Source organism: Amycolatopsis sp. TNS106 (assembly GCF_019330265.1).
Classification (GTDB): domain Bacteria; phylum Actinomycetota; class Actinomycetes; order Mycobacteriales; family Pseudonocardiaceae; genus Amycolatopsis; species Amycolatopsis lurida.
This window is the reverse complement of sequence record NZ_CP024972.1, coordinates 4,066,146-4,086,194: the sequence shown is the minus strand read 5'-3', so window position 1 is coordinate 4,086,194 and position 20,049 is coordinate 4,066,146. Positions and strand designations below refer to the sequence as shown.

Here is a 20,049-nt window from a genome sequence, read left to right as displayed (position 1 = left end):
GTCCGAACGGGCTTTAAGACCCGGTTATGACACGTTTCTCAGGTAATTCCCAGCTAACGCGGTGATCCTCGATTGCGGGGGATCATTCACGGAAGCGGGGAGAAGTCGTGCTGCTCACGTCGCGAGGCCGGCGGATCGGCGGCCGCGTCGCACTGGGCCTGGTGTCGACGGCCGTACTGGGTGTCACGGGTTTCGCGTGGACCCAGCTGAGCCGTTTGGACCAAGCGATCGTCACGGCCGACGTCATCGCGCCCTCCGCCCAGATGCCCGTGGGCACGGTGGGGGAACCGCTGAAGGTGGCGCAGAACATCCTGCTCGTCGGAATCGACTCCCGCACCGACGCGAACGGGAACCCGTTGCCGCAGAACGTCCTCGACGCGTTGCACGCCGGGGACAGCGACGACGGCGGTGACACCACCGACACCATGATCATCGTCCACATCCCGGCGGGCGGCGCGGCCGCGACGGCCATCTCGATCCCGCGTGATTCCTATGTGGACCTCGCGGGCGGGCTCGGCAAGCACAAGATCAACTCGGCGTACAGCCGCGGCAAGAACGCCGCGCTGAACTCGCTGCGCGCGCAGGGCCTCTCCGGCGCACAGCTCGAAGTCAAGGCCAACGAGGCGGGCGCCAAACTCACCATCCAGACGATCGAGCGGTTCACCGGCCTGTCGATCAACCACTACGCGGCGGTCAACCTCGCCGGGTTCTCCGCGCTGAGCGAAGCCGTCGGCGGGGTCGAGGTCTGCCTCAACGAAGCGGTGCAGGACAAGTTCTCCGGGGCGTCGTTCCCGGCGGGCAAGCAGCGGCTTTCCGGGCCGCAGGCGCTCGCCTTCGTACGGCAGCGCCACGGGCTGCCCAGCGACCTCGACCGCATCGCGCGGCAGCAGGCGTTCCTTTCGAGTATGGCCAAGACCGTCCTGGACGCCGGGACGTTCACCGATCCCACCAAGTTGAGCGCGCTGATCGGCGCGATCCAGGGTTCGGTCGTGCTCGACCGCGGCTGGGACGTGCTCAGCTTCGCGCAGCAGCTGCGGGGGATGAGTTCCGGGGCGCTGAGGTTCCAGACGATCCCGGTCCAGAGCCTCTCCCTGCCGACGCCGTCGGACGGCGACGCGGTGAAGGTGGATCCGGCCGAGGTGCAGGCGTTCGTGAAGGCCGCGCTGAACTCGACGAGCGTCGCCGCGGTGGGGGAGCCGACCGGCGGGATCGGGATCAAACCGGTCGCGGCCACGTCTTCGGTCGCCGCGCCGCCTTCGTCCTCCGCAACGCCCGCGATGGCGGGTTGCGTGAACTGAGCGGTCAGGCGTCCAGCACGAGCTTGCCGCCGGTCGCTCTTGAGACGCAGGGGTAGATCACGTCGGTGCGATGGTCGGGTACGCCGGCGAGTACCGCCGTTCGGCAGCTGCCGTGCGGGGGCACCCCGCACGGTCCGCCCGCTGCGTCGCAGTTCCGCGTCGAACGGGCGGTTTTCCTCTGTGCGGGTGGTGGCGGAAGTCTCTCGACATGAAGTGTCTCTTGTGGACATTCCCTCGTTCGGCACCTCGACCGGTTTCACGGGGCCGCAACAGTGGACCGCGGCTCGGCGTAGGCCATATGGCCGAGCGATCTTCCTCTGTCTGGGGTGGTCAGTGGTGGTAGAGGGCGTTGCGAGTGGCGAGGGCTCGGTCTTGAGGCTGCGGGCAGCTCATGGTCGAGTCGGTCCCCTACGGAGTCCTTCACGGACTTCCGGTGTGTGGGCATGGTGAGGGGCCCGTCGCCGGGTGGCTGGCGGGCGCCTCGGGTTCAGCGGTGGAGGGTGTTGCGGCGGGGATGTCGGAGTGGATCTCGGTATTGGGGTGGGATGAACTCCGGTAGTCCGTCGGCGGCCATGCGGACTTCCCAGTCGCCGTGGTGGATCAGGCGGTGGTGGAATCCGCAGAGCAGTACGAGGTTGCGGAGGTCGGTGGGTCCGTCGTCTGCCCAGTGCACGATGTGGTGGGCGTGGCAGTTCTTGGGTTTCCGGTGACAGCCGGGGAAGGCGCAGCCGCCGTCGCGGATATTCAACGCCCGCCGCTGGCCCGGTGTCACGAACCGTCTGAGTCTCCCCACATCCAAGGGTTCGCCCGCGGCGCTCATCACGACGGGCAACATGAGGCAGTCACAGGCGGCCAGCCGAGCGTCGCGGGCGGTCATCGTGCCGACGAAGTCCAGGCACGCGGTCCCAAGACCGGATTTGAGTTCGTCGAGTCCGATGGTGACGTTCACCAACGTCCGATACCCGCTGGTGCCGGGCTGGTCCGGGCAGGCGATCGCCAGATCGAGAATATCGACCCAGGCATCACCCATGCGCTCGCATTTCATCCGCAGATCCGCCTGGCCGAATTCGTCGACTGGGCGGGGTTGGGCATAGGCCTCGAGTGCGGCGGCGGTGCGGGCCCCGGTCTCGTCATCCAGAAGACCGGTGAGTTTCCAGAACCCGTCTTTGCGGCGCTCCAGGGTGATCTCGCGGCGCGGCTCCTTCGGTTCCGGATCCTTGGGCTCCTTGCCGTCGGGGTCCAGCAAGCCCAGGAGGTTCGCCTCGGCCTTGGCCAGCTGCCGCGGACCCGCGCTCGGGGCAAGATCGGCGAGAATCTTCTCCGCGTTCGCGCGATCCTCGGCCGGAAGTTTCTTCACGATCTCCAGGATCTGATCGATCCGCTCGTCCCCGACCAGGCCCTCGGCCGCGACGGCGGCGGTGGCGGGCAGCGCGGCCGGAACCTCGGTGCCATCCAAAGCGCGGGTCGGGTTCAGCGCGATGGCCCGCTTCACCACCGCCCCCGCTTCACCGACCGACAGCCCCGCGATATCGGCGAACCAGCTGGCCGTGCGGCCATAGCCGTACAAGTCCTTGACGCCCCGAGACTCGATCTCCGCCAGGTACCGCCCCAACCCGGCGGTGGCCATGCGAATCACCCGCAGAGACTGCTGCACGCCATGGGCAAGCTCCAGCTTGCCAGCGCGCCACAACTCCTGCGGCAGTTCGGGAAGGAAAGTCTCGGACACCTCCCCATAATACCGCATCAAATAGAACATGTGTTCGTAATTTTAAGCGACAAGCGAAACGTGCGAACAACACTGAAGGGTGATTTCGGTGCCACACGACGACTACGCTGAAGCAATTAGTCGGCTAATTGCGGGGTGGTCGCGCTGGGAAGCGGGCCAAGATTCTTTTGAACCGTGTCGCGCCGCCGTCCGTGTCCCTGGAGTCGGGGAAGTCAGGGCGACAGGGATGGTGTGATGAAGCGTCGGACGATTCTGGTGAGTCTCTCCCTCTGCCTCGCCGGTTGCGCCGCGACCGTGGGCGGGGTGGCGCAACCGGTGGATTCCACCCGCGTAGCCGGGCTCGAGATCTCCGACGGCCCCAGTGGCCTCAAACCCGGCGTGCTCGACGCCGGTCTCCCGGTCGACGGTGGGGACGGCGGGGAGATCGACAGGCTCGCGGCCAACGCCGTCGCCGACGTCCAGCGGTATTGGCGCGAGCATCTGCCCGCGACCTTCGACCGCGAGTTCCGGCCGCTGGCCACTCTGGTCTCCTACGACTCGGCGGGTCGCGGACGGGAGATCTGCGGTGCCTCGACGGCCGGTCTGGTGAACGCCTTCTACTGCTCGGGGCAAGACGTCGTCGCGTGGGATCGCGGGGAGTTGCTCCCGATGCTCAACGACTCCATCGGTCCGGCGGCGGTCATGGCCGTGCTCGCCCACGAGATCGGCCACGCCGTCCAGTTCCGGCTGGGGCTGCCTGCCGGGAGCCCGTCGATCGTCAAGGAGCAGCAGGCCGACTGCTACACCGGCGCGTACTTCCGCTGGGTGGCCGAGGGCCGGTCGCCGATGTTCCAGGTCTCCACCGGCCGCGGGCTCAACGAGGTGCTCACGGCGCTGTTCCAGATCCGGGACTCCGCCGGCGTGGCTTTCGACGACGACGGCGCGCACGGCAACGCGTTCGACCGCGTTTCCGCGTTCCAATTCGGCTTCACGGACGGGCCCGCCCGGTGCGCCGTGATCGACGAGCGGGAAATCGAAGGCCGGAGCACACAAGGCGCCACTGACGGCGAGCGAGCCGCGGCGAACGTCCGCCTCGACGACCGCCAGGCACTCGCCGACCTCACCACCAGTCTGCGGCAGGCCTTCCGGCTCGCCGCCACCCCGCCGACGCTCACCACCGGAGCGGCCTGCGGTGTGACGGCGGAGGACGCGCTCGCGTCGTACTGTTCGGAGTCCAACCAGATCAACCTCGACCTCGACGGCCTCGTCCGCATCGGCACCCCGCCGCGCCGGGGGAGGCAGGGCGGCATCGGTGACTTCGCCGCCTTCGCCGAGGTCGCGTCCCGCTACACGCTCGCGGTCCAGCAGGAAGGCGGGTTCCGGCTCGACGGTCCGGTGGCCGCGCAGCGCACCGCCTGTCTCACCGGCTTCTGGGCGTCGACCATCGCGGACGGCGGAGCCCTCACGTTGTCGCCGGGCGACCTCGACGAGGCCATCGCCGAGATGCTGACGCGGAACAGCCTGATCGCGGCGGACGTCCGGGGCCGGACACTCCCGGCCGGCTTCGCCAGGGTCGCCGCCTTCCGTGACGGCTTCTCCTCCGGAAGCCAAAAGACTTGTGGCGACAAGTACCGCTAGACGCGAATGAAGGCCCCCGGAAAAGGGGGCCTTCATTCGCGAAGGGAGGCTTACACGAAGGCGCTCTGGCCGGTGATCGCCTTGCCGACGATCAGCGTGTTCATCTCCCGCGTGCCCTCGAACGAGTAGATCGCCTCGGCGTCGGTGAAGAACCGCATGATGTCGTTGTCCAGCACGATCCCGTTGCCGCCGAAGATCTCGCGGCCCCAGGCGACGACCTCCCGCATCCGTGAGGTCACGAAGGCCTTCGCCAGCGACGAGTGTTCGTCCTTGAAGATCCCGGCGTCCTGCAGCCTGGCCAGCTGCACCAGCATGCCCCACGACGCGGTGATGTTGCCGAGGCTCTTCACCAGCAGGTCCTGCACCAGCTGGAACCGCGCGATCGGACGGCCGAACTGTTCGCGTTCCTTGGCGTAGTCCAGCGCCAGTTCGTAGGCGCCGATCATCACGCCCAGCGCCTGCCAGGCCACGCCGCCGCGGGTCGCGCGCAGAATCTCGGCGACGTCGCGGAACGAGTCGATGCCCTGCAGCCGGTTGGCTTCCGGCACCCGCACGTCGGTCAGCGTGATCTCGGCGTTCTCCACGATCCGGAAGGCGAACTTGTTCTCGATCTTGACCGGCACGAACCCGGGCGAGTCCTTCTCGACCACGAAACCCTTGACGTGGTTGTCCGCCTCGTCACGGGCCCACACGATGACGAGGTCCGCGAAGGTCGCGTTGCCGATCCATTTCTTGGCACCGTTGAGGATCCAGGTGTCGCCCTCGCGGCGCGCCGTCGTCCGCATACCGCCCGCGACGTCGGATCCACCGAGCGGTTCGGTCATCGCGAAGGCGCCGATCTTGTCCATCGCCGCCATCGACGGGAGCCAGCGGTCGCGCTGTTCCTGGTCGCCGCCCGAATAGATGCTGTACATCGCGAGTCCGTTGTGGACACCGAAGAACGTCGCCACCGACGGGTCCGTGCGGGTCATCTCCATCGCCATCATGCCGCTGAGCAGGTGACTGGTGGCCGGAAGGTGCTCGCCGTAGCCCTCGTAGGGCAGCCCGGCGACACCGAGTTCGCGGAACTTGCCGACGAGTTCGTGCGGGAACTCGCCCTTGGCCCAATACTCGTTCACCAGCGGCTTGACCTCGGAGCGCATGAAGTCACGCGTCTTGAGCAGCAGCTTACGCTCCTCCTCCGGCAGCAGGTCCTCGTAATCGTAGAAGTCGGCGGTCATGTCAGTTCTCCTCCCTGGCCCTGTCCAAAGCGGACAGCACCGCGAGCTGCTTGCGGTCGCGCGTCTCGGCGAGTTCCGAGTACGTGGAGGAGCCGTAAGCGGATTCCACGGCTTCGATGAGCCGTTCCTGTTCTTCGGGGTCCTGCGAGGGCGTGCCGAGGCCCGCCCACATCTGCTTCATCGACTTGCCGATGTGCTCGGCCATGTGCCGGTAGCCGCCGGGACCGCCGCCTAGATGTGAGCCGAGGAACGGCCCGACCGTCGACCAGCGGATGCCGAGCGAGTTCGTCATCACCGCGTCCAATTCGGACGGTGACACGACACCCTGTTCCACCAGGTAGATCGCCTCGCGGCTCAGCGCGTTCTGCAGCCGGTTGCCGACGAATCCGGGGATCTCCTTGCGTTCCACCACCGGCGTGCGGCCGGCGAACCGGTAGAACTCGACAGCGCGGTCCACCGACTCGGCGCTGGTGCGTTCACCGGGGACGACCTCGACCAGCGGGATCAGGTGCGGCGGGTTGAACGGGTGCCCGATCAGGACGCGTGACGCGTCGTCGAGTTCCGAAGCGAACGCCGTCGAGGGGATCGCCGAAGACGAGCTGAGCAGCAGGGCGTGAGCCGGTGCTTCTCGGACCAGCGCCGCGAACAGGTCCTTTTTGAACTTGACGTTCTCGGGTCCGTTCTCCTGCACGACATCCGCGTCGCGGACGGCTTCGGAGACGTCGGCCGCGAGGTGGATGCGAGCGGTGAGGTCCGCGACGTCCCGGCCGAGATGCGGGGCGAACGTCTCCAGCGCGTCGGCGACGGCGTCGGCGAGATCCGGCCGCGGATCCGAGACCCGGACCGCCATGTCGTGCGCGGCGAACAACGCCGTCCACGACAGGCCGATGGTGCCCGCGCCGATCACCGCGGCGGTGCGAAAAGTCATGACCGAGCTCCCTTCAAGTAGTCGAAGACCGGCTTGACCGGGGCGAGTGTCAGGTCGGTGAGGATGTGGCTAGCCGAAACGACCTCCAGCACCGGGAGATCGGCGAGCGGGGCCAGCACGTGCTGGAACAGTTGCAGCCGCGCCGGCCCGGTCCACGCTTCCTTGACGACCACGTCGGTGATCTCGGTGCGGACCAGTTCGAAGACCCGAGGTGAACCGTCGTAGTCCGGGATGGTCTTGAGCATGAACGTCGGCACGGTGATCTGTGGTTCGGCCTCGGCCACGTCCAGCCGATGGTGCTTGTAGCCCATGGTCGCGGTCGCGACGCGCTGGCTGCCGTAGTCGAGCGTCCCGACGAGCGCGCCGTTCTCGGCGAACAAGCTCGGCGAGCCGATGGTCTTCGGGTAGGCGCTGATCTCGCGGCCGGACGCGGTGGCCGGGAAGTTGTCGAGGTACATCGCGTGCAGATACTCGCCGCGCTCGCCCTCGAAACTCACCGGGATCGCCTGACCGGACTCGGTGTAGGGCCCGTAACCGCTGACGTCACCCATCTTCATCACCTCGAACCGCACCAGCGGCTCGTCGATCTCCAGCGGTTCCGGCACGACGGCGCGCAGGGCGCCGGCGTCGGTGCGGTAGACGATGTTCAGGTACTCGCGATTCGTGAACCGGGGGACCACCGGCGCGTACGCCGGATTCGTGAGCGGCGTGGTCACGTGCCGGAGAACTTCTTGCTGCTTCATCTCACTCACCTGTCCACTGTGGAGTGCGGCGTTCGGCGAAGGCCTGCATGCCTTCGCGGACGTCGGCCGACTTCATCAGCGCCGGAAGCTCCGCACGCTGGGTGGCAAACGCTTGCGCGTCGGGGACTCCGTCGGCGGCGCGGACGATCTTCTTGACCAGGGCCAGCGCCAGGGGAGCGTTGGCGGCGACCTGTTCGGCCAGTTGCAGGGCGACCGCGGCGGCCTCGCCGCTCGGGACGACCCGGTTCACCAGACCGAGGCTTCCGGCGCGTGCGGCGCCGATCGGCTCGCCGGTGAGCAGGAATTCCATCGCCAGGTGGTGCGGGATCCGTTTCGGCAGCCGGATCACACCACCGCCGGCGGCGATCAGCCCGCGTTTCACCTCGGGCAGCCCGAACTGGGCGTCCTCGGCGGCGACGATCAGGTCGCAGCCCAGCGCCAGTTCGAAGCCGCCGCCCATCGCCCAGCCTTCGACGGCCGCGATCAGGGGCTTCGACAACTCGGCCTCGGTCAGCCCGCCGAACCCGCGGCCGGGGATCTCGGGCGACTCCCCCTTCAGCGCCGCCTTGAGGTCCATTCCGGCGCTGAACGAACCGTCCGCGCCGGTCAGGACCCCGGCCCGCAAGCGGGGATCGGTCTCCAGGAGGTCGAGTGCTTCGGCCAGACCGGCGGCGACGGCGGCGTTCACCGCGTTGCGGGCCGCCGGCCGGTCGATCGTGATCAGCAGCGTGCCGCCGACCCGTTCTGTCCGTACTTCGGTGCTCATGGTCTCTTCCTCAGCGAGTGGTGGTGAGTTCGCGCAGGACTTCTTCGGTGTCCTGACCCGGGAGGGGCGCCAGCCGCCGGACGGAGCCGGGGGTCGCGGAGAACTTCACCGGGATGCCGATGGTGCGGATCGCGCCCTCGCTCGGGTGCTCGACGACGTCGAGCAGGTGGCCGTCGCGGACGTATTCGTCGTCCTGTGCCTTGTCGAGTTCGAGGACGGGGGCCATCGGGATGCTGTGCTTCGCGCAGACCTCGGTCCACTCCTCGGTGGTCAGCGCCGGGGCGCATTCGGCGATCATCGCGGCCAGCGCCTCGTGGTCGGCGCCGTCGATCGCGTCACCGTTGACCCGCGGGTCCTCGGCCAGTTCCGGCCGCCCGGCGGCGTGGAAGAAGTCGCGGAAGTTCCGCGGGTTGTACGGGATCACGCAGGCCATGCCGTCCTTGGTGTGCACCGCCTGGTGGCCGGGGTTCAGCGACGGGCCGAAACCGGTCGGGCCTTCCGCGGGCTCGAAGACGTGCCCGGCGAGGTGTTCGACGAGGTTGAACGCGATCAGCGTGTCGGTCATCGGGATCTCGACCCGCTGGCCCTCGCCGGTCCGGTCGCGGTGCACCAGCGCGGCGAGCACGGTGTAGGCGATGGTCAGGGAGGAGACCTTGTCGCCGATGATCGTCGGCAGGTAGACCGGCTTGCCCAGTGCGCGGTTCGCGACGTCGACCAGGCCGGACGACGCCTGCACGGTCTCGTCGTAGGCGGCGTGCCCCGCGCGATCGGAGTCGCCGCGGAACCCTTGCGCGTGGGCGTAGACCAGGCCGGGATTGCGTGCGGCGAGGTCGGCGTGGTTCATGCCGAGCCTGCTCAGCGCGCCGGGGCGCATGTTGGTGATCAGCACGTCGGCGGTGTCGATCAGCTTGAGCGCCTGCTCCCGTTCCTCTTCGTCCTTGAGGTTGAGGGCGACGCTGCGCTTGTTGCGGTTCACGTTCAGGTTGAGCGGCGTCATCCCCGGTGTCGTGCGGAACTTGCCGACCCGCACGGTGTCGGCCGGGGACTCGATCTTGATCACGTCGGCACCGAGGTCGCCGAGGATCTGCGCGGCGTACGGGCCCATGACCACCGTCGAGAGGTCGATCACGCGAATGCCGTCCAGGGGTCCGGTAGCGTGTTCCGTCATTTTGCTTCCCTTCGCCGTTGTTCGCTCTACAACCGAAGTTAGGCGCGAATAGCGGGAAAGGGAATGATCAAGAAACGAAGAATGGTATGACCGCGGCGGTCATACCATTTCTTGGGTCTCGATCAGGTGGAAAGCGGTTCGGCGAAGATCTCGCGCACCCCGGCCACCAGTTCGGCCAGGTCGCCCTCCTCGGCGCGGTCGCGCCGCCAGACCAATGCGGTCTCCAGCTGGGGCCGGAAATCCGAGAACGGGAGGATGGTGGCGCCGTCGACCAGGAACAGATGCATCGGGCTCGCCGGATCCAGCATCGTGATCGAGAACGACGAGCCGTTCGCCACCAGCTCGGAAATGCCCGAATATTCGGTTCCGCCGACTTTGAGCCTTTTCTTGATGCCCGCCTTCGACAAGGTGTGGTCCATATCGTCCGAATAAGCCGGAATACTTTCCGAAGCGGACGGGATATAGGACAGATCACTCAATTCGGCGATGGTGACGGTCTCCCGTCCGGCGAACCGGCCGGCCGGGACGACGGCGCCGAGCCGCTCCACCTGCACCGGGACGATCTCCAGCGCGGGATCGGTCACGGGCATCCGGACCAGCGACAACGCCAGCTTGCCCTCGTGCACCGCGGCGACCAGATCGGGAGTCGTCCCCGGCCAGCGTTTGAGCTCGAAGCGGTCGCGGCAGCGTTCTTCGAGGCGTTTGACCCGTTCCCGCAGGGCCGGGTGCACACCGGCGGGGATGCCGATGAACACGGTGCTGCGCCGGGGTTTCACCGCTTCCTGCAACCGCCAGGGGATCGCGTTGACCTGGTCGAGGACGTCCCGCGCGATCGGCAGCAACGCGGCGCCCGCCGCGGTGAGCGTGACATGATGCGTGCTGCGGTCGAACAGCCGGTGCCCCAGTTCGTGTTCGAGATCCTTGATGCGCTGGCTCAGCGGGGAGGCGGCCATGTGCAGTCTTCGGGCCGCCTGGGAGAAGTTCAGCTCCTCGGCGACGGCCACGAAATACCGCAGGTGCAACATCTCCACGCGTTCACCCTAGGCCGTGCCCGACCGCAGGGCCACGGTGAACGCGGCCCCGCCTTCGGGCGCCGGGCCCGCCGTCAGCGTCCCGCCCATGCGGGTGACCAGGCCGTGTGCCAGCGCGAGCCCGATACCCGAACCGACCGGGCGGCGGTCGCGGTACCGCTGGTTCAGCACCCCGCGCTCGAACGCGACCGGGTAGTCCTCCGGCGCCAGGCCGGGCCCGCCGTCCCGCACCGCCAGCCGGGCCTGCCCGTCCGCCACCACCAGGGAGAACACGATCGGCGCACCCGCCGGGGTCACGCGCAGGGCGTTCTCGGCCAGCCCGTCGACGACCTGGCGGAGCCGCCGCGGATCGGCGACGACCGGAACCTCGCCGGGCGGCCGCTGGACCAGCAGCGTGACGTCCTGCCGCGCGCACCGCAGCCGCCAGACGTCCGCGCATTCGCCGACCAGCGCCGCGAGATCGAGACGCGCCGGGTCGAGGCGGAACTCGTCCGCGCCGAGCCGCGCCAGCTCCAGCAGGTCGCTGACCAGGCGTTCCAGTCGTTCCGCCTCGCGATGGATGGTCTGCCCGGCGCGGCGCGCGTCCTCGCCTTCGGCCACGCCGTCACCGATCGCCTCCGCGAATCCGGTGACGGCGGTCAGCGGTGTCCGCAATTCGTGCGACACCGAAAGCAGGAACTCGCGTTGCCGCGCCTCGCTGTATTGCAGGGCGTCGGCCAGTTCGTTGACCGATTTCGCCACGTCCGCGACCTCGGACGGCCCCTCGACCGGAACGCGCAGGTCACGGCGCCCGGACCGCATCCCGTTCGCCACCGACGCGGCCCGGCGCAGCGGCCGCGACAGCATCCGGCTCAGCAGCAACCCGGCGATCGCGGCGACCGCGAGCCCGGCGCCGAGCGCGAGCACGGTGTTGCGCACCAAGGTCCTGCCGCGCGCCTCGCCGATCTCCGTCGGCTGGACCAGGGCGAACGTGGCACCCCTCGTGCCCACCGTGCGGGCTTCGACGAGGTACTGCCGTCCTTCGACGAGCACCGTGCCCGAGCGGGTGAAGCCCGTTTTGGCGGCGGCGATGGCGGCGACCGTCCCGTCGCCGTCGACCGTCCCGTTCGGACGGCGGACGACGACGTCGATCCCTTGCCCCCGGACCACTTCCGCGGCCTTTCCGACGCGGAGCCGGTTGCCGATGCCGGTCTCGTCGAGCTGGCTCGCGACCACGTCGGCCTGCGCGGAAAGAGACTGCCGGAGCACGTCGGTGCCGGTGGTGCGGATGAGCCGCGCCGCGACCAAGCCGGCGACCACCGCCGTGATCGCGGCGACCGCGAGGCACACCACGGTGATCCGCAGCGCGAGCGAGGCCCGGTTCATCCGGCGTCCGCCGCGTAACCGATCCCGCGGACCGTCCTGATCGGACTGTGCTCGCCCAGTTTCCCGCGCAGCTGGGCGATGTGGACGTCGACGGTCCGCGTGCCCGCCGACGCCGCGTAACCCCAGACGGAACTGAGCAACTGCTCGCGGCTGAACACCTGACCTGGCCGTCGCACCAGATGGGTGAGCAGCTCGAACTCGGTCGACGTCAACGCGATCTCGGTGTCGGCGGCCCACGCGCGCCGCTGGGTGACGTCGACGCGAACGCCGCCCGCCGTGTAGCTCTCGGCGGGCGAAGGCGGTCCGGCGGCGCGGCGCAGGACGGTCCGGACCCTTGCCGAGAGTTCACGCGGGCTGAACGGCTTCGTCAGGTAGTCGTCGGCGCCGATTTCCAGGCCCAGCAAGCGGTCCAGCTCGTCGTCGCGTGCGGTCACGAACAGCACCGGTGTCCAGTCACCGTCCGCGCGCAGCGTCCGGCAGATCTCGATACCGTCCATTCCGGACAGTCCGATGTCGAGCACGATCGCGACCGGGCGCAGCCGCCGGATCGTGGCCAGTGCCGCGCCGCCGTCCGCCTCCACGTGCACGCCGAACCCGTCCCGCCGCAGGTACAGCGAAGCGAGTTCGGCGATCGCGGGGTCGTCCTCGACGACCAGTACCAGCCCGCGTCCCGGTTGTGTCGTCACCGGCCGATCCTGTCACGGGGCAGGGTCGCCTGCCATGTCCTGCTCGATCGAGTCGAGGGTCTGCTGGACGTCGCTCAGCTGTCCCGGGGCCGGGCTCGAAGCGGGTTCTTCGTCGGTGCACCCGGCCACGCCGAAGAGCGCGAACGCGGTCAAGCCGGCGGCCAGGAGACGTTTCACTTGCCCGCCTTGCAGTGCGCGTTCGAGAACGCGTCGAGCTTCTGCTTGGCCGCGGTGAGTTCGGGGAGCCTGCCGCTGCGCTTGTCGGCGCGCTTCTGAAGCCTGTCGGCGGCGTCGTTGTGGCCCTTCTTGCGCTGCCCCTCGGCCCTGGCCTTGAGGTTCGCCACCGAACCGCGGACCTCGGGGCCACCGTTGATGCGTTCGGTGAGGTTGCTGGTGCGCTGGGTGAGCTTCGGCAGCCATTCGGCGCACAGCGTCTGCGATTCTTCGGGGCTCAAGGTGATCGGTGCCTGAGCGGACGCGGCGGGAGCCAGGGCGACGAGACCGGCCGCGACGAGTCCGGCGGCGATGGTGTGTTTCAGCATGCGAAGAGCGTCGCGTGGCCGGATACGAGGAATGTGGGGGAAATGTTCGGGTTTCGTAAGCGATACTCGGACGATGGGGCTGAAGACCTTGACCGCCACCGTGGTGGCGACACTGCTGCTGACCGCCGCACCCGCCGCCGCGTCACCCGCGTTCGTCCTGCGCGACGAAGTCAGCGAGCCGGTGTTCTCCTACGAGAAGGCCATCCGGGAGACCGCCTGGGTGGAGACCGGCCAGGACCTCGACCGCGACGGGCAGACCGACCGGGTCGCCGCCGACATCATCCGTCCGGCGGAACCCGCCGCGCGAGGGCAGCGCGTTCCGGTGATCATGGACGTCAGCCCGTACTTCGAGAAGGTCGGGCGCGGCAACGAGCGCCAGCCGAAGACGTATCTCCCCGACGGCACACCGTCACAGTTTCCGCTCTTTTACGACAACTACTTCGTCCCGCGCGGGTACGCGGTCGTGCTGGTCGACGTCGGGGGCACCAATCGCTCGTCCGGGTGCTTCGACGACGTCGCGTCCGGCAACGGCGTCGTGAACTGGCTCAACGGGCGCGCGCAGGCCTTCCGCACGCCGTTCGGGCCCGAGCGCGTGCGGGCGGAATGGGCGAACGGATCGGTCGGCGCGATCGGGAAGTCGCAGGACGGGGCGACGGCGATCGGGATGGCCGCGTCCGGGATCGAAGGCCTGAAGACCATCGTGCCGATCGCCGGGGTCAGCTCGTACTACGAGGTCCACAACTCGCACGGCGCCTACTTCGGCTGGGCGGGCGGTCCCGGTTTCTACAACGAGCGCGCCGAGAAACTGTGCCGTCCGTTCGAAGAGGACAACGCGCGACGCGCGGGGACGGACGGGAACTTCACCGAGTACTGGCGCGGGCTCGACTACGTCGCGAAGACCGGCAAGGTGCGTGCGAGCGTTTTCGCGTCGATGGGCTTCCACGACCTCAACGTCAACCCGATCCAGTTCGGGCCGTGGTGGGAGGCGCTGAACGCATACGGCGTGCCGCGCAAGGCGTGGCTGCACCAGGCGGCGCACGTCGACCCGTTCGACCTCGACCGGTCGCTGTTCGTGAAGACCTTGCACCGCTGGTTCGACCGCTGGCTGCTCGGCGTCCGCAACGGCGTCGAGACCGAACCCGCGATCCGGATCGAGCACACCCCGGATCGCTGGACCGACGAACGCCGATGGCCGCCCGTCTCGCGGTCGCGCACCCTGTGGCCCACGGTGCGGGGTGGGCTGGGGAACCGGCCTTCGTCAGGGTCCGCGACGGTGACCGACGATCCGGCGCGCGGGGCGTCGGCGTGGGTGGAGAACCCGTCTCGGCCCAGCCCGGAGCGGCTCGTCTTCGCGGGTGAACCGGTGCGGACGGACACGCGCGTCGCCGGGACCGCCACCGTCACGGTGAGCGCCCGTTCCGACAAACCGAGCGCCCGGCTCGGCGCGGTGCTGGTCGACTACGGTCCCGCGACCGTGCGGAACACGAAGTTCCCCGCGCTGGGCACGAAGAACCTGGCGACCCGCTCCTGCTGGGGCGCGGGCACCGTGGCGGACACCGGCTGTTTCCTCGACACCGCCGCCGATCTGTCCACTGTGGACAAACGGATCGTGGCGACCGGCTGGGCGGACCTCGGCCACCACCGCTCACTGTGGCGCGGCGAACCGCTCGTGCCCGGCAAGGCGTACACGATGACCTTCCGGCTGAGCAGCCTCGACCACGTCGTCCCGGCGGGGCACCGGCTGGCGCTCGTCCTGGGCGGGACCGACGGGGACATGTTCGACCCGGCGCTGCCTGCTCTCGGCTCCCGGGTGACCTTCGACCTGGGCGCTACTTCGCTCACGGTCCCGGTCGCCGCCCGCGATTAGTCACCTGCTTGCGAGAGTGAAGGAGCACGCATGGCGAAGATCCAGCGCATCTCCGTCCACGGCCACACGAGCGCGAGCCCCGAAGCCGTCTACGCCCTCCTCGTGGACCGCGAGCGCTGGCCCGACTGGTCACCCATGGGCGCTTTCCGGCTGCTCGGAAAGGGGGATGAGAACGGCCTCGGCGCCGTCGGCGTGTTCAGCACCAATGGCGTCAAAAGCTGCGAAGAGGTCATCGCGCTCGAACCCGGCAAGCGTTTCGGCTACGCCCTGAAGAAGGGGCTCCCGCTGCGCGACTACCGCGCCTACGTCGACCTCACCCCCGAGCGGGGCGGCACCGAGATCCACTGGCATTCCACGTTCACCGCCAAGCTCCCGGGTACCGGCTGGTTCTATCGCCGGTTCCTCGGCCTCTTCCTCGGGCGCATGGTCGAGAGCCTCGTGGCGCGCGCCTCGCGCGGCGCACCATAAAGTAGGCGCATGGCAGCCCCACGACGCACCCAGGAGGAACGCAGCGCCGCGATGCGCGTCAGGCTGCTCGACGCCACGATCGACTGTCTCGTCGAATACGGCTACGCGGGCACCACGACCACCCGCGTCGCGGATCGCGCCGGCGTGACCCGCGGCGCTCAGGTGCACCATTTCCCGACCAAGACCGATCTCGTCACCTCCGCGATCCGGCATCTCGCGGCCAAGCGCACCGAGGTCGCGATGGCGGAGATCGACCGGCTCAAGGCGTCGGCGGACCCGGTCGGGGACGCGTTGCAGCTGCTGTGGGAGATGCACCAGGGACCGGTCTTCTCGGCGACGGTGGAGCTGTGGGTGGCGTCGCGGACCGACGCGGAACTGCGTGCCCAGATGGCGGTCGTCGAGCCGATCGCGACGAGCAGCCTGGTCGAGTTCGGCAAGGCGCTGCTGCCGGACCATTCGGCGCATCCGGAGTTCCTGCACGCGGTGTACACCGCGATGGACGTCGTCCGCGGCATCCTCATCGCCAGCTGGGCGACTCGCGACCAGACCGACCTGGAGGCGCGCTGGGAGCGCGGCCGCCGTCATCTGATCCTGCTGTTCGAGGCGCTGATGCAGCCCGCCCCCTCTCACTAGGCGTGTTACTCTCCCAGGGAGAGTGAGGAGGTCACGTGCTCGGAAACCCGTACGACCCCGACTGCCCCACCCGTGCGCTGCTCGACCGTATCGGCGATCAGTGGACCGTGCTGATCGTCGGCGTGCTCGGCGACGGCCCGCTCCGGTTCACCGAGATCGGCAAACGCGTGCGCGGCATCTCGCAGAAGGTCCTCACCCAGACACTGCGCAGCCTCGTCCGCGACGGCATCTTGACGCGCACCGCGTACCCGGAGATCCCTCCGCACGTCGAGTACGAACTGACCGCGCTCGGCCGCAACCTCGCCGAACCGCTCGAGATGCTCGACAAGTGGGCTCGCGTCCACATGGGCGAAGTGCTCGACGCGCGCAAGAACTACGACGGTCAGCTCACGGCCTGACCGAACAGCCGGTCGAGGTGATAGTCCACAGTGGACAGCGCCTCGTCCGGAGTGCGGTGTTTCATCACGATGTTGGTGCCCTGCGAATCGGCGAGTGCCCAGATGATCGCGGATTCGTGCATCGGGTCGGCCGACTTGTCGACATCGCCCGCCTCCTGTCCCTGACGGATCAGGAGGGCGAACAGCTCGAACAGCTGGGGGACGCCGTCGGTGAACGCGGCCGCGAACGACGGGTCGGAGATCGCGCGGATGAAGAACGCGACCCCCATCAGCCAGTCGCCGCGGCGGCGTTCGTCGAGCGGCAGGATCTCGATCATGATCGCGCGGATGATGGCCTTCGGTGTCGACGGCAGTTCGCCGGCCTCCAGCTGGGCCTTGATGCGCTGTTCGTAGACCTGCGAGCGGCGTTCGACGGCGAACAGCAGCATCTCGTCCTTGGTCTTGAAGTAGTGCTGCACCAAGCCCATCGACATGCCCGCTTCGGCGGCGACGTGCCGGAGGCTGACTCCTTCGAGGCCCCGCGTGGCCGTCAGCCTCGTCAGCGCCTCGGCGATCTCCGCGCGTCGCGCCGCGTGATCCACCTGCTTCGGCACCCTCACCATCCGTTCCGTTGTTTGCCATGCGATCGCATTGCCACTACTGTCCGACGCTATTACGATGCGATCGCATTGTAAACATTCGTCGGGGGTGATTTCGGTGGAAGCCGAACGGGGGAAGGTGCGGCTGAGGCCGCCGCGGAACGCGCTGGACCAGCGGGTCGTGGGCTGGTGGCGGCTGCAGGGAACGCTTTTCTGGGGCGCGCCGGTGCTGGTACTGGTGGTGCTCGGGCTGCTCATCGCGCCCGCGCGGTTCTGGTTGCTGACACCGGCGGCGGTGCTCGGGGTGCTGGGCCTGGTCTGGGTGATCGCGATGCCGCTGTGGTGGTTCAAGGTGCATCGCTGGGAGGTCACGGAGACGGCGGTGTACGCCCGCTCCGGGTTCTTCTGGCAGGAGTGGCGTGTCGCGCCGATGTCGCGGATCCAGACCGTGGACACCCTGCGCGGCCCGCTGCAGCAGGTGTTCAAGCTCGCGACCGTCACGGTCACCACGGCGTCGGCGCGGGGCGCGGTCAAGATCCGCGGGCTCGACCACGAGCTGGCCGCGAGCCTGGCGGAGCAGCTCACCGAAACGACGCAGGCGACGCCGGGGGACGCGACATGACCTCGGGCGAGTTCGAGGGCTGGAGCACACTCGACAAGCGGACGCTCGCCGTCACCGCGCTGATGATGACCGGCGCGGCCGTCGGTGCCGCGATCCCGACCACGCTCGCGATCGTGGGCGGTGGCGCGAGCTTCTGGGTCGCGCTCGCCTGGGTCGTCGCCGGCGCGGTGGTGCTCGTCGGCGGCGGCGTGCTGGCGGAACTGTTCTACTGGAAGGGTGTGCGGTACCGGGTCACGCCGGACCGGCTGGAGACGGCGTTCACCCTGGTCTTCCGGTCGCGGAAATCCCTTCAGCGGGAACGGATCCGCAACGTCGACCTGACGGCCAACCCGCTGCACCGGCTGTTCGGCGTCGCGGTGGTGACCATCGGCACCGGGTCGCACGAATCGGGCGGGCAGGGCCGGATCAAGCTCAACCCCGTGTCCCGCGCCGAGGCCGAGCGGTTGCGCGCGGACCTGTTGCGCCGCGCGGAAATCGCGGAGACCGACGAAGACGCCCCGCTCGCCGAACTCGACCGGAGCTGGATCCGGTACGCGCCGATGTCGTTCCTCACGCCGACACTGGGCCTCGCGGCGGGCGGTGGCCTGATGCAGGTCTCGGATTGGGCGGGCCTGCAGAAGGGCCTGATCGACTGGGTGATCGGCCTGTTCCGCGGGATCCCGCTGGTGGTGGCGATCCTGATCCTGCTGGCGATCGCGATGGTCGTCGGCGTGGTCGGCGCGCTGGGCCTGTGGATCGAGATGTGGTGGAACTACCGGCTCGACCGCGAATCCGGCGGCACGCTGCGGGTGCGCCGCGGACTGTTCACCACGCGCTCGATCTCCATCGAGGAAAGCCGGATGCGCGGCGTCGACCTCGTCGAGCCGCTCGGGAACCGGATCTCCGGCGCCGCGCGGGTCGACGCGATCGCCACCGGCATGCGGCAGAGCGACGACAAGGACAAGACCGACTACCACACCCTCCTGCCCGCCGCGCCCGTCGCGACGGCCAACCGGGTCGCCGCGGCGGTCCTGCGCGAACCGGTCTCGCCGACCGAAGCCGTCCGGCTCACCGGCCACCCCCGCGCCGCGCGGGGACGGCTGCTGCGCTGGTGGGTCGGTTCGGTGGTGGTCCTGCTGGGGATCTTCGCGCTTCTCGGTTTCCTGCTGACCGGTGTCCTGCTGGTGATCGGCGCCGCGCTCGGTGTCGTACTGCTGCCGGTTTCGGTGCTGCTGGCGCTGGACGCCTACCGCAACCTCGGGCACGGGATCACCGGGCGGTACCTCGTCGGGCGGCACGGGACCGTGCGGCGGAGCACGTTCGCGCTGGAACGCGAAGGCGTGATCGGGTGGACGGTGAAACAGTCGATCTTCCAGCGGCGCAAGGGATTGCTGACCGTCGTCGCGACCACGGCCGCCGGCGGCGGGGCGTACTCGGTGTACGACGCGGGGGAGGAGCAGGGCCTGCTTTTCGCGGAGGAGTCCGTGCCGGAGCTGCTGACGCCCTTCCTGGAACGGGCCTGACGCTTGATGCCCGGTCCGTGAAGGCCTCCTTGAGGGACCCAGGGTCCCTCAAGGAGGCCTTCACGGACAGATGCGGGGTAACGTTTCGGCCGTCACCGAAGCATCGGGCGGCTACCGTCGTGACATGTCCGCATTCGCCGCACTGCACGTTCCCGGTTCCCCGCTGCTCCTGCCGAACGTCTGGGAGTTCGGCGCGGCCGCCTTCCTTGCCGCGCAAGGCTTCCCGGCGCTCGGCACGACCAGCCTCGGGGTCTCCGCCGCCGAGGGCCTGCCGGACGGTGCCCCGTCCTCGAAGGACGCCACCGTCCGGTTGGCGCGGCGGCTGGCCGGGCTGGACGCGCTGATCAGCGTCGACCTCGCCGACGGGTTCAGCGACGATCCGGGCGAGGTCGGCTCGCTGGCGGAGGACCTCGCCGAAGCCGGTGTCGCGGGCATCAATCTCGAAGACGCGCTGGGCGATCCCGTGCGGCACGCGGCCAAGATCGCGGCGGCGAAGGAACGCGCTCCCGCTCTTTTCGTCAACGCGCGGACGGATACGCATTGGCTGGGGGAGCCCGACATCGGCGCCGCGATCGATCGTTGTCTGTCCTATGTGGACGCGGGCGCCGACGGGGTGTTCGTGCCGGGGCTCGCCGAGGCCGCGGACGTCGAGCGGCTGGTGAAGGCCGTCGGGGTGCCGGTGAACCTGTTGTTCCTGCCCGGCAAGGTGACCGTCGCGCGAGCGGCCGAACTCGGCGTCGCCCGGGTCAGTCTCGGGTCGCTGCCGTACCGGATGGCGCTGGCCGCCACGCTGCGCACGGTGGAGGCCGTCCGCGACGGCGGAGAACTCCCGCTGACCCCGCCGTCGTACGCCGACGTCGCCGCCCTGCTCCCGGAATCTCATTAATCTCG

General features: G+C 69.0%; 21 protein-coding genes. 9 read left to right on the top strand and 12 right to left on the bottom strand.

The window, feature by feature from the left end:
- The first annotated feature begins 107 nt into the window (after window positions 1-107).
- Complete coding sequence (locus tag CVV72_RS18310) at window positions 108-1,298, top strand: LCP family protein (protein WP_219153509.1); 1,191 nt, start codon at window positions 108-110, stop codon at window positions 1,296-1,298.
- A gap of 487 nt (window positions 1,299-1,785) precedes the next feature.
- Here CVV72_RS18310 and CVV72_RS18305 read toward each other — a convergent pair whose 3' ends face one another.
- Window positions 1,786-3,024: an HNH endonuclease signature motif containing protein gene (locus tag CVV72_RS18305; protein WP_219153508.1), complete on the bottom strand. Its 1,239-nt coding sequence runs from the start codon at window positions 3,022-3,024 to the stop codon at window positions 1,786-1,788.
- A gap of 234 nt (window positions 3,025-3,258) precedes the next feature.
- Here CVV72_RS18305 and CVV72_RS18300 point away from each other — a divergent pair, with 234 nt between their 5' ends.
- Window positions 3,259-4,641: a neutral zinc metallopeptidase gene (locus tag CVV72_RS18300; protein WP_219153507.1), complete on the top strand. Its 1,383-nt coding sequence runs from the start codon at window positions 3,259-3,261 to the stop codon at window positions 4,639-4,641.
- 50 nt (window positions 4,642-4,691) lie between these two features.
- Here CVV72_RS18300 and CVV72_RS18295 read toward each other — a convergent pair whose 3' ends face one another.
- The 10 genes from CVV72_RS18295 to CVV72_RS18250 all read right to left on the bottom strand — a co-directional run bounded on the left by CVV72_RS18295 (window position 4,692) and on the right by CVV72_RS18250 (window position 13,090).
- The gene (locus CVV72_RS18295) at window positions 4,692-5,861 is read right to left on the bottom strand and encodes an acyl-CoA dehydrogenase family protein (RefSeq protein ID WP_219153506.1); all 1,170 of its coding nucleotides are present in this window, start codon (window positions 5,859-5,861) and stop codon (window positions 4,692-4,694) included.
- 1 nt (window position 5,862) lies between these two features.
- Window positions 5,863-6,789 (bottom strand): 3-hydroxyacyl-CoA dehydrogenase NAD-binding domain-containing protein, encoded by a 927-nt coding sequence (locus tag CVV72_RS18290; RefSeq protein WP_219153505.1) that lies wholly within the window; start codon window positions 6,787-6,789, stop codon window positions 5,863-5,865.
- Window positions 6,786-7,532, bottom strand: coding sequence for an acetoacetate decarboxylase (locus CVV72_RS18285; RefSeq protein WP_219153504.1), 747 nt, complete (start codon window positions 7,530-7,532; stop codon window positions 6,786-6,788). The genes CVV72_RS18290 and CVV72_RS18285 overlap by 4 nt, the downstream gene beginning before the upstream one ends.
- 1 nt (window position 7,533) lies before the next feature.
- On the bottom strand, window positions 7,534-8,298 hold the full coding sequence (locus CVV72_RS18280) for a crotonase/enoyl-CoA hydratase family protein (RefSeq protein WP_219153503.1): 765 nt from the start codon (window positions 8,296-8,298) through the stop codon (window positions 7,534-7,536).
- A gap of 10 nt (window positions 8,299-8,308) precedes the next feature.
- On the bottom strand, window positions 8,309-9,466 hold the full coding sequence (locus CVV72_RS18275; protein WP_219153502.1) for a CaiB/BaiF CoA-transferase family protein: 1,158 nt from the start codon (window positions 9,464-9,466) through the stop codon (window positions 8,309-8,311).
- Between the two features lie 122 nt (window positions 9,467-9,588).
- On the bottom strand, window positions 9,589-10,497 hold the full coding sequence (locus CVV72_RS18270) for a LysR family transcriptional regulator (RefSeq protein WP_219153501.1): 909 nt from the start codon (window positions 10,495-10,497) through the stop codon (window positions 9,589-9,591).
- Between the two features lie 9 nt (window positions 10,498-10,506).
- Complete coding sequence (locus CVV72_RS18265) at window positions 10,507-11,862, bottom strand: HAMP domain-containing sensor histidine kinase (RefSeq protein WP_219153500.1); 1,356 nt, start codon at window positions 11,860-11,862, stop codon at window positions 10,507-10,509.
- Window positions 11,859-12,548 (bottom strand): response regulator transcription factor, encoded by a 690-nt coding sequence (locus CVV72_RS18260; RefSeq protein WP_219153499.1) that lies wholly within the window; start codon window positions 12,546-12,548, stop codon window positions 11,859-11,861. The genes CVV72_RS18265 and CVV72_RS18260 overlap by 4 nt, the downstream gene beginning before the upstream one ends.
- A gap of 12 nt (window positions 12,549-12,560) precedes the next feature.
- Window positions 12,561-12,725 (bottom strand): hypothetical protein, encoded by a 165-nt coding sequence (locus CVV72_RS18255; protein ID WP_219153498.1) that lies wholly within the window; start codon window positions 12,723-12,725, stop codon window positions 12,561-12,563.
- Window positions 12,722-13,090, bottom strand: a complete 369-nt coding sequence (locus tag CVV72_RS18250; RefSeq protein WP_219153497.1) for a hypothetical protein — start codon at window positions 13,088-13,090, stop codon at window positions 12,722-12,724. Before CVV72_RS18250 ends, CVV72_RS18255 begins: the two co-directional genes overlap by 4 nt.
- Before the next feature lie 73 nt (window positions 13,091-13,163).
- On the opposite strand from CVV72_RS18250, the gene CVV72_RS18245 reads away from it, so the two are divergent.
- The 4 genes from CVV72_RS18245 to CVV72_RS18230 are packed head-to-tail and all read left to right on the top strand — an operon-like array spanning window position 13,164 to window position 16,456.
- The gene (locus tag CVV72_RS18245) at window positions 13,164-14,957 is read left to right on the top strand and encodes a CocE/NonD family hydrolase (protein ID WP_219153496.1); all 1,794 of its coding nucleotides are present in this window, start codon (window positions 13,164-13,166) and stop codon (window positions 14,955-14,957) included.
- Window positions 14,958-14,987: 30 nt separating this feature from the next.
- Window positions 14,988-15,425, top strand: coding sequence for an SRPBCC family protein (locus CVV72_RS18240; RefSeq protein WP_219153495.1), 438 nt, complete (start codon window positions 14,988-14,990; stop codon window positions 15,423-15,425).
- Between the two features lie 51 nt (window positions 15,426-15,476).
- On the top strand, window positions 15,477-16,058 hold the full coding sequence (locus CVV72_RS18235) for a TetR/AcrR family transcriptional regulator (RefSeq protein ID WP_219154009.1): 582 nt from the start codon (window positions 15,477-15,479) through the stop codon (window positions 16,056-16,058).
- A gap of 35 nt (window positions 16,059-16,093) precedes the next feature.
- Window positions 16,094-16,456 carry a helix-turn-helix domain-containing protein gene (locus CVV72_RS18230; RefSeq protein ID WP_016332590.1) on the top strand — a complete coding sequence of 121 codons (363 nt, stop codon included), beginning with the start codon at window positions 16,094-16,096 and terminating at the stop codon, window positions 16,454-16,456.
- Here CVV72_RS18230 and CVV72_RS18225 read toward each other — a convergent pair.
- Window positions 16,441-17,058 carry a TetR/AcrR family transcriptional regulator gene (locus CVV72_RS18225; protein ID WP_219153494.1) on the bottom strand — a complete coding sequence of 206 codons (618 nt, stop codon included), beginning with the start codon at window positions 17,056-17,058 and terminating at the stop codon, window positions 16,441-16,443. The two genes, CVV72_RS18230 and CVV72_RS18225, sit on opposite strands and share 16 nt — an antisense overlap.
- A 55-nt stretch (window positions 17,059-17,113) precedes the next feature.
- Here CVV72_RS18225 and CVV72_RS18220 point away from each other — a divergent pair, with 55 nt between their 5' ends.
- The 3 genes from CVV72_RS18220 to CVV72_RS18210 all read left to right on the top strand — a co-directional run bounded on the left by CVV72_RS18220 (window position 17,114) and on the right by CVV72_RS18210 (window position 20,044).
- Window positions 17,114-17,656: a PH domain-containing protein gene (locus tag CVV72_RS18220; protein ID WP_219153493.1), complete on the top strand. Its 543-nt coding sequence runs from the start codon at window positions 17,114-17,116 to the stop codon at window positions 17,654-17,656.
- Window positions 17,653-19,158 (top strand): PH domain-containing protein, encoded by a 1,506-nt coding sequence (locus tag CVV72_RS18215; protein ID WP_219153492.1) that lies wholly within the window; start codon window positions 17,653-17,655, stop codon window positions 19,156-19,158. Before CVV72_RS18220 ends, CVV72_RS18215 begins: the two co-directional genes overlap by 4 nt.
- Before the next feature lie 124 nt (window positions 19,159-19,282).
- The gene (locus CVV72_RS18210) at window positions 19,283-20,044 is read left to right on the top strand and encodes an isocitrate lyase/phosphoenolpyruvate mutase family protein (RefSeq protein WP_219153491.1); all 762 of its coding nucleotides are present in this window, start codon (window positions 19,283-19,285) and stop codon (window positions 20,042-20,044) included.
- The last annotated feature ends 5 nt before the right edge of the window (window positions 20,045-20,049 follow it).

Bases quoted from the DNA above. Each gene is read 5' to 3' on its own strand.
- CVV72_RS18265 (WP_219153500.1), bottom strand. From the start codon at position 11,862: ATGAACCGGGCCTCGCTCGCGCTGCGGATCACCGTGGTGTGCCTCGCG.
- CVV72_RS18290 (WP_219153505.1), bottom strand. From the start codon at position 6,789: ATGACTTTTCGCACCGCCGCGGTGATCGGCGCGGGCACCATCGGCCTG.
- CVV72_RS18245 (WP_219153496.1), top strand. From the start codon at position 13,164: ATGGGGCTGAAGACCTTGACCGCCACCGTGGTGGCGACACTGCTGCTG.
- CVV72_RS18220 (WP_219153493.1), top strand. From the start codon at position 17,114: ATGCGATCGCATTGTAAACATTCGTCGGGGGTGATTTCGGTGGAAGCC.
- CVV72_RS18235 (WP_219154009.1), top strand. From the start codon at position 15,477: ATGCGCGTCAGGCTGCTCGACGCCACGATCGACTGTCTCGTCGAATAC.
- CVV72_RS18225 (WP_219153494.1), bottom strand. From the start codon at position 17,058: ATGGTGAGGGTGCCGAAGCAGGTGGATCACGCGGCGCGACGCGCGGAG.
- CVV72_RS18240 (WP_219153495.1), top strand. From the start codon at position 14,988: ATGGCGAAGATCCAGCGCATCTCCGTCCACGGCCACACGAGCGCGAGC.
- CVV72_RS18275 (WP_219153502.1), bottom strand. From the start codon at position 9,466: ATGACGGAACACGCTACCGGACCCCTGGACGGCATTCGCGTGATCGAC.
- CVV72_RS18280 (WP_219153503.1), bottom strand. From the start codon at position 8,298: ATGAGCACCGAAGTACGGACAGAACGGGTCGGCGGCACGCTGCTGATC.
- CVV72_RS18215 (WP_219153492.1), top strand. From the start codon at position 17,653: ATGACCTCGGGCGAGTTCGAGGGCTGGAGCACACTCGACAAGCGGACG.
- CVV72_RS18295 (WP_219153506.1), bottom strand. From the start codon at position 5,861: ATGACCGCCGACTTCTACGATTACGAGGACCTGCTGCCGGAGGAGGAG.
- CVV72_RS18300 (WP_219153507.1), top strand. From the start codon at position 3,259: ATGAAGCGTCGGACGATTCTGGTGAGTCTCTCCCTCTGCCTCGCCGGT.
- CVV72_RS18250 (WP_219153497.1), bottom strand. From the start codon at position 13,090: ATGCTGAAACACACCATCGCCGCCGGACTCGTCGCGGCCGGTCTCGTC.
- CVV72_RS18285 (WP_219153504.1), bottom strand. From the start codon at position 7,532: ATGAAGCAGCAAGAAGTTCTCCGGCACGTGACCACGCCGCTCACGAAT.
- CVV72_RS18210 (WP_219153491.1), top strand. From the start codon at position 19,283: ATGTCCGCATTCGCCGCACTGCACGTTCCCGGTTCCCCGCTGCTCCTG.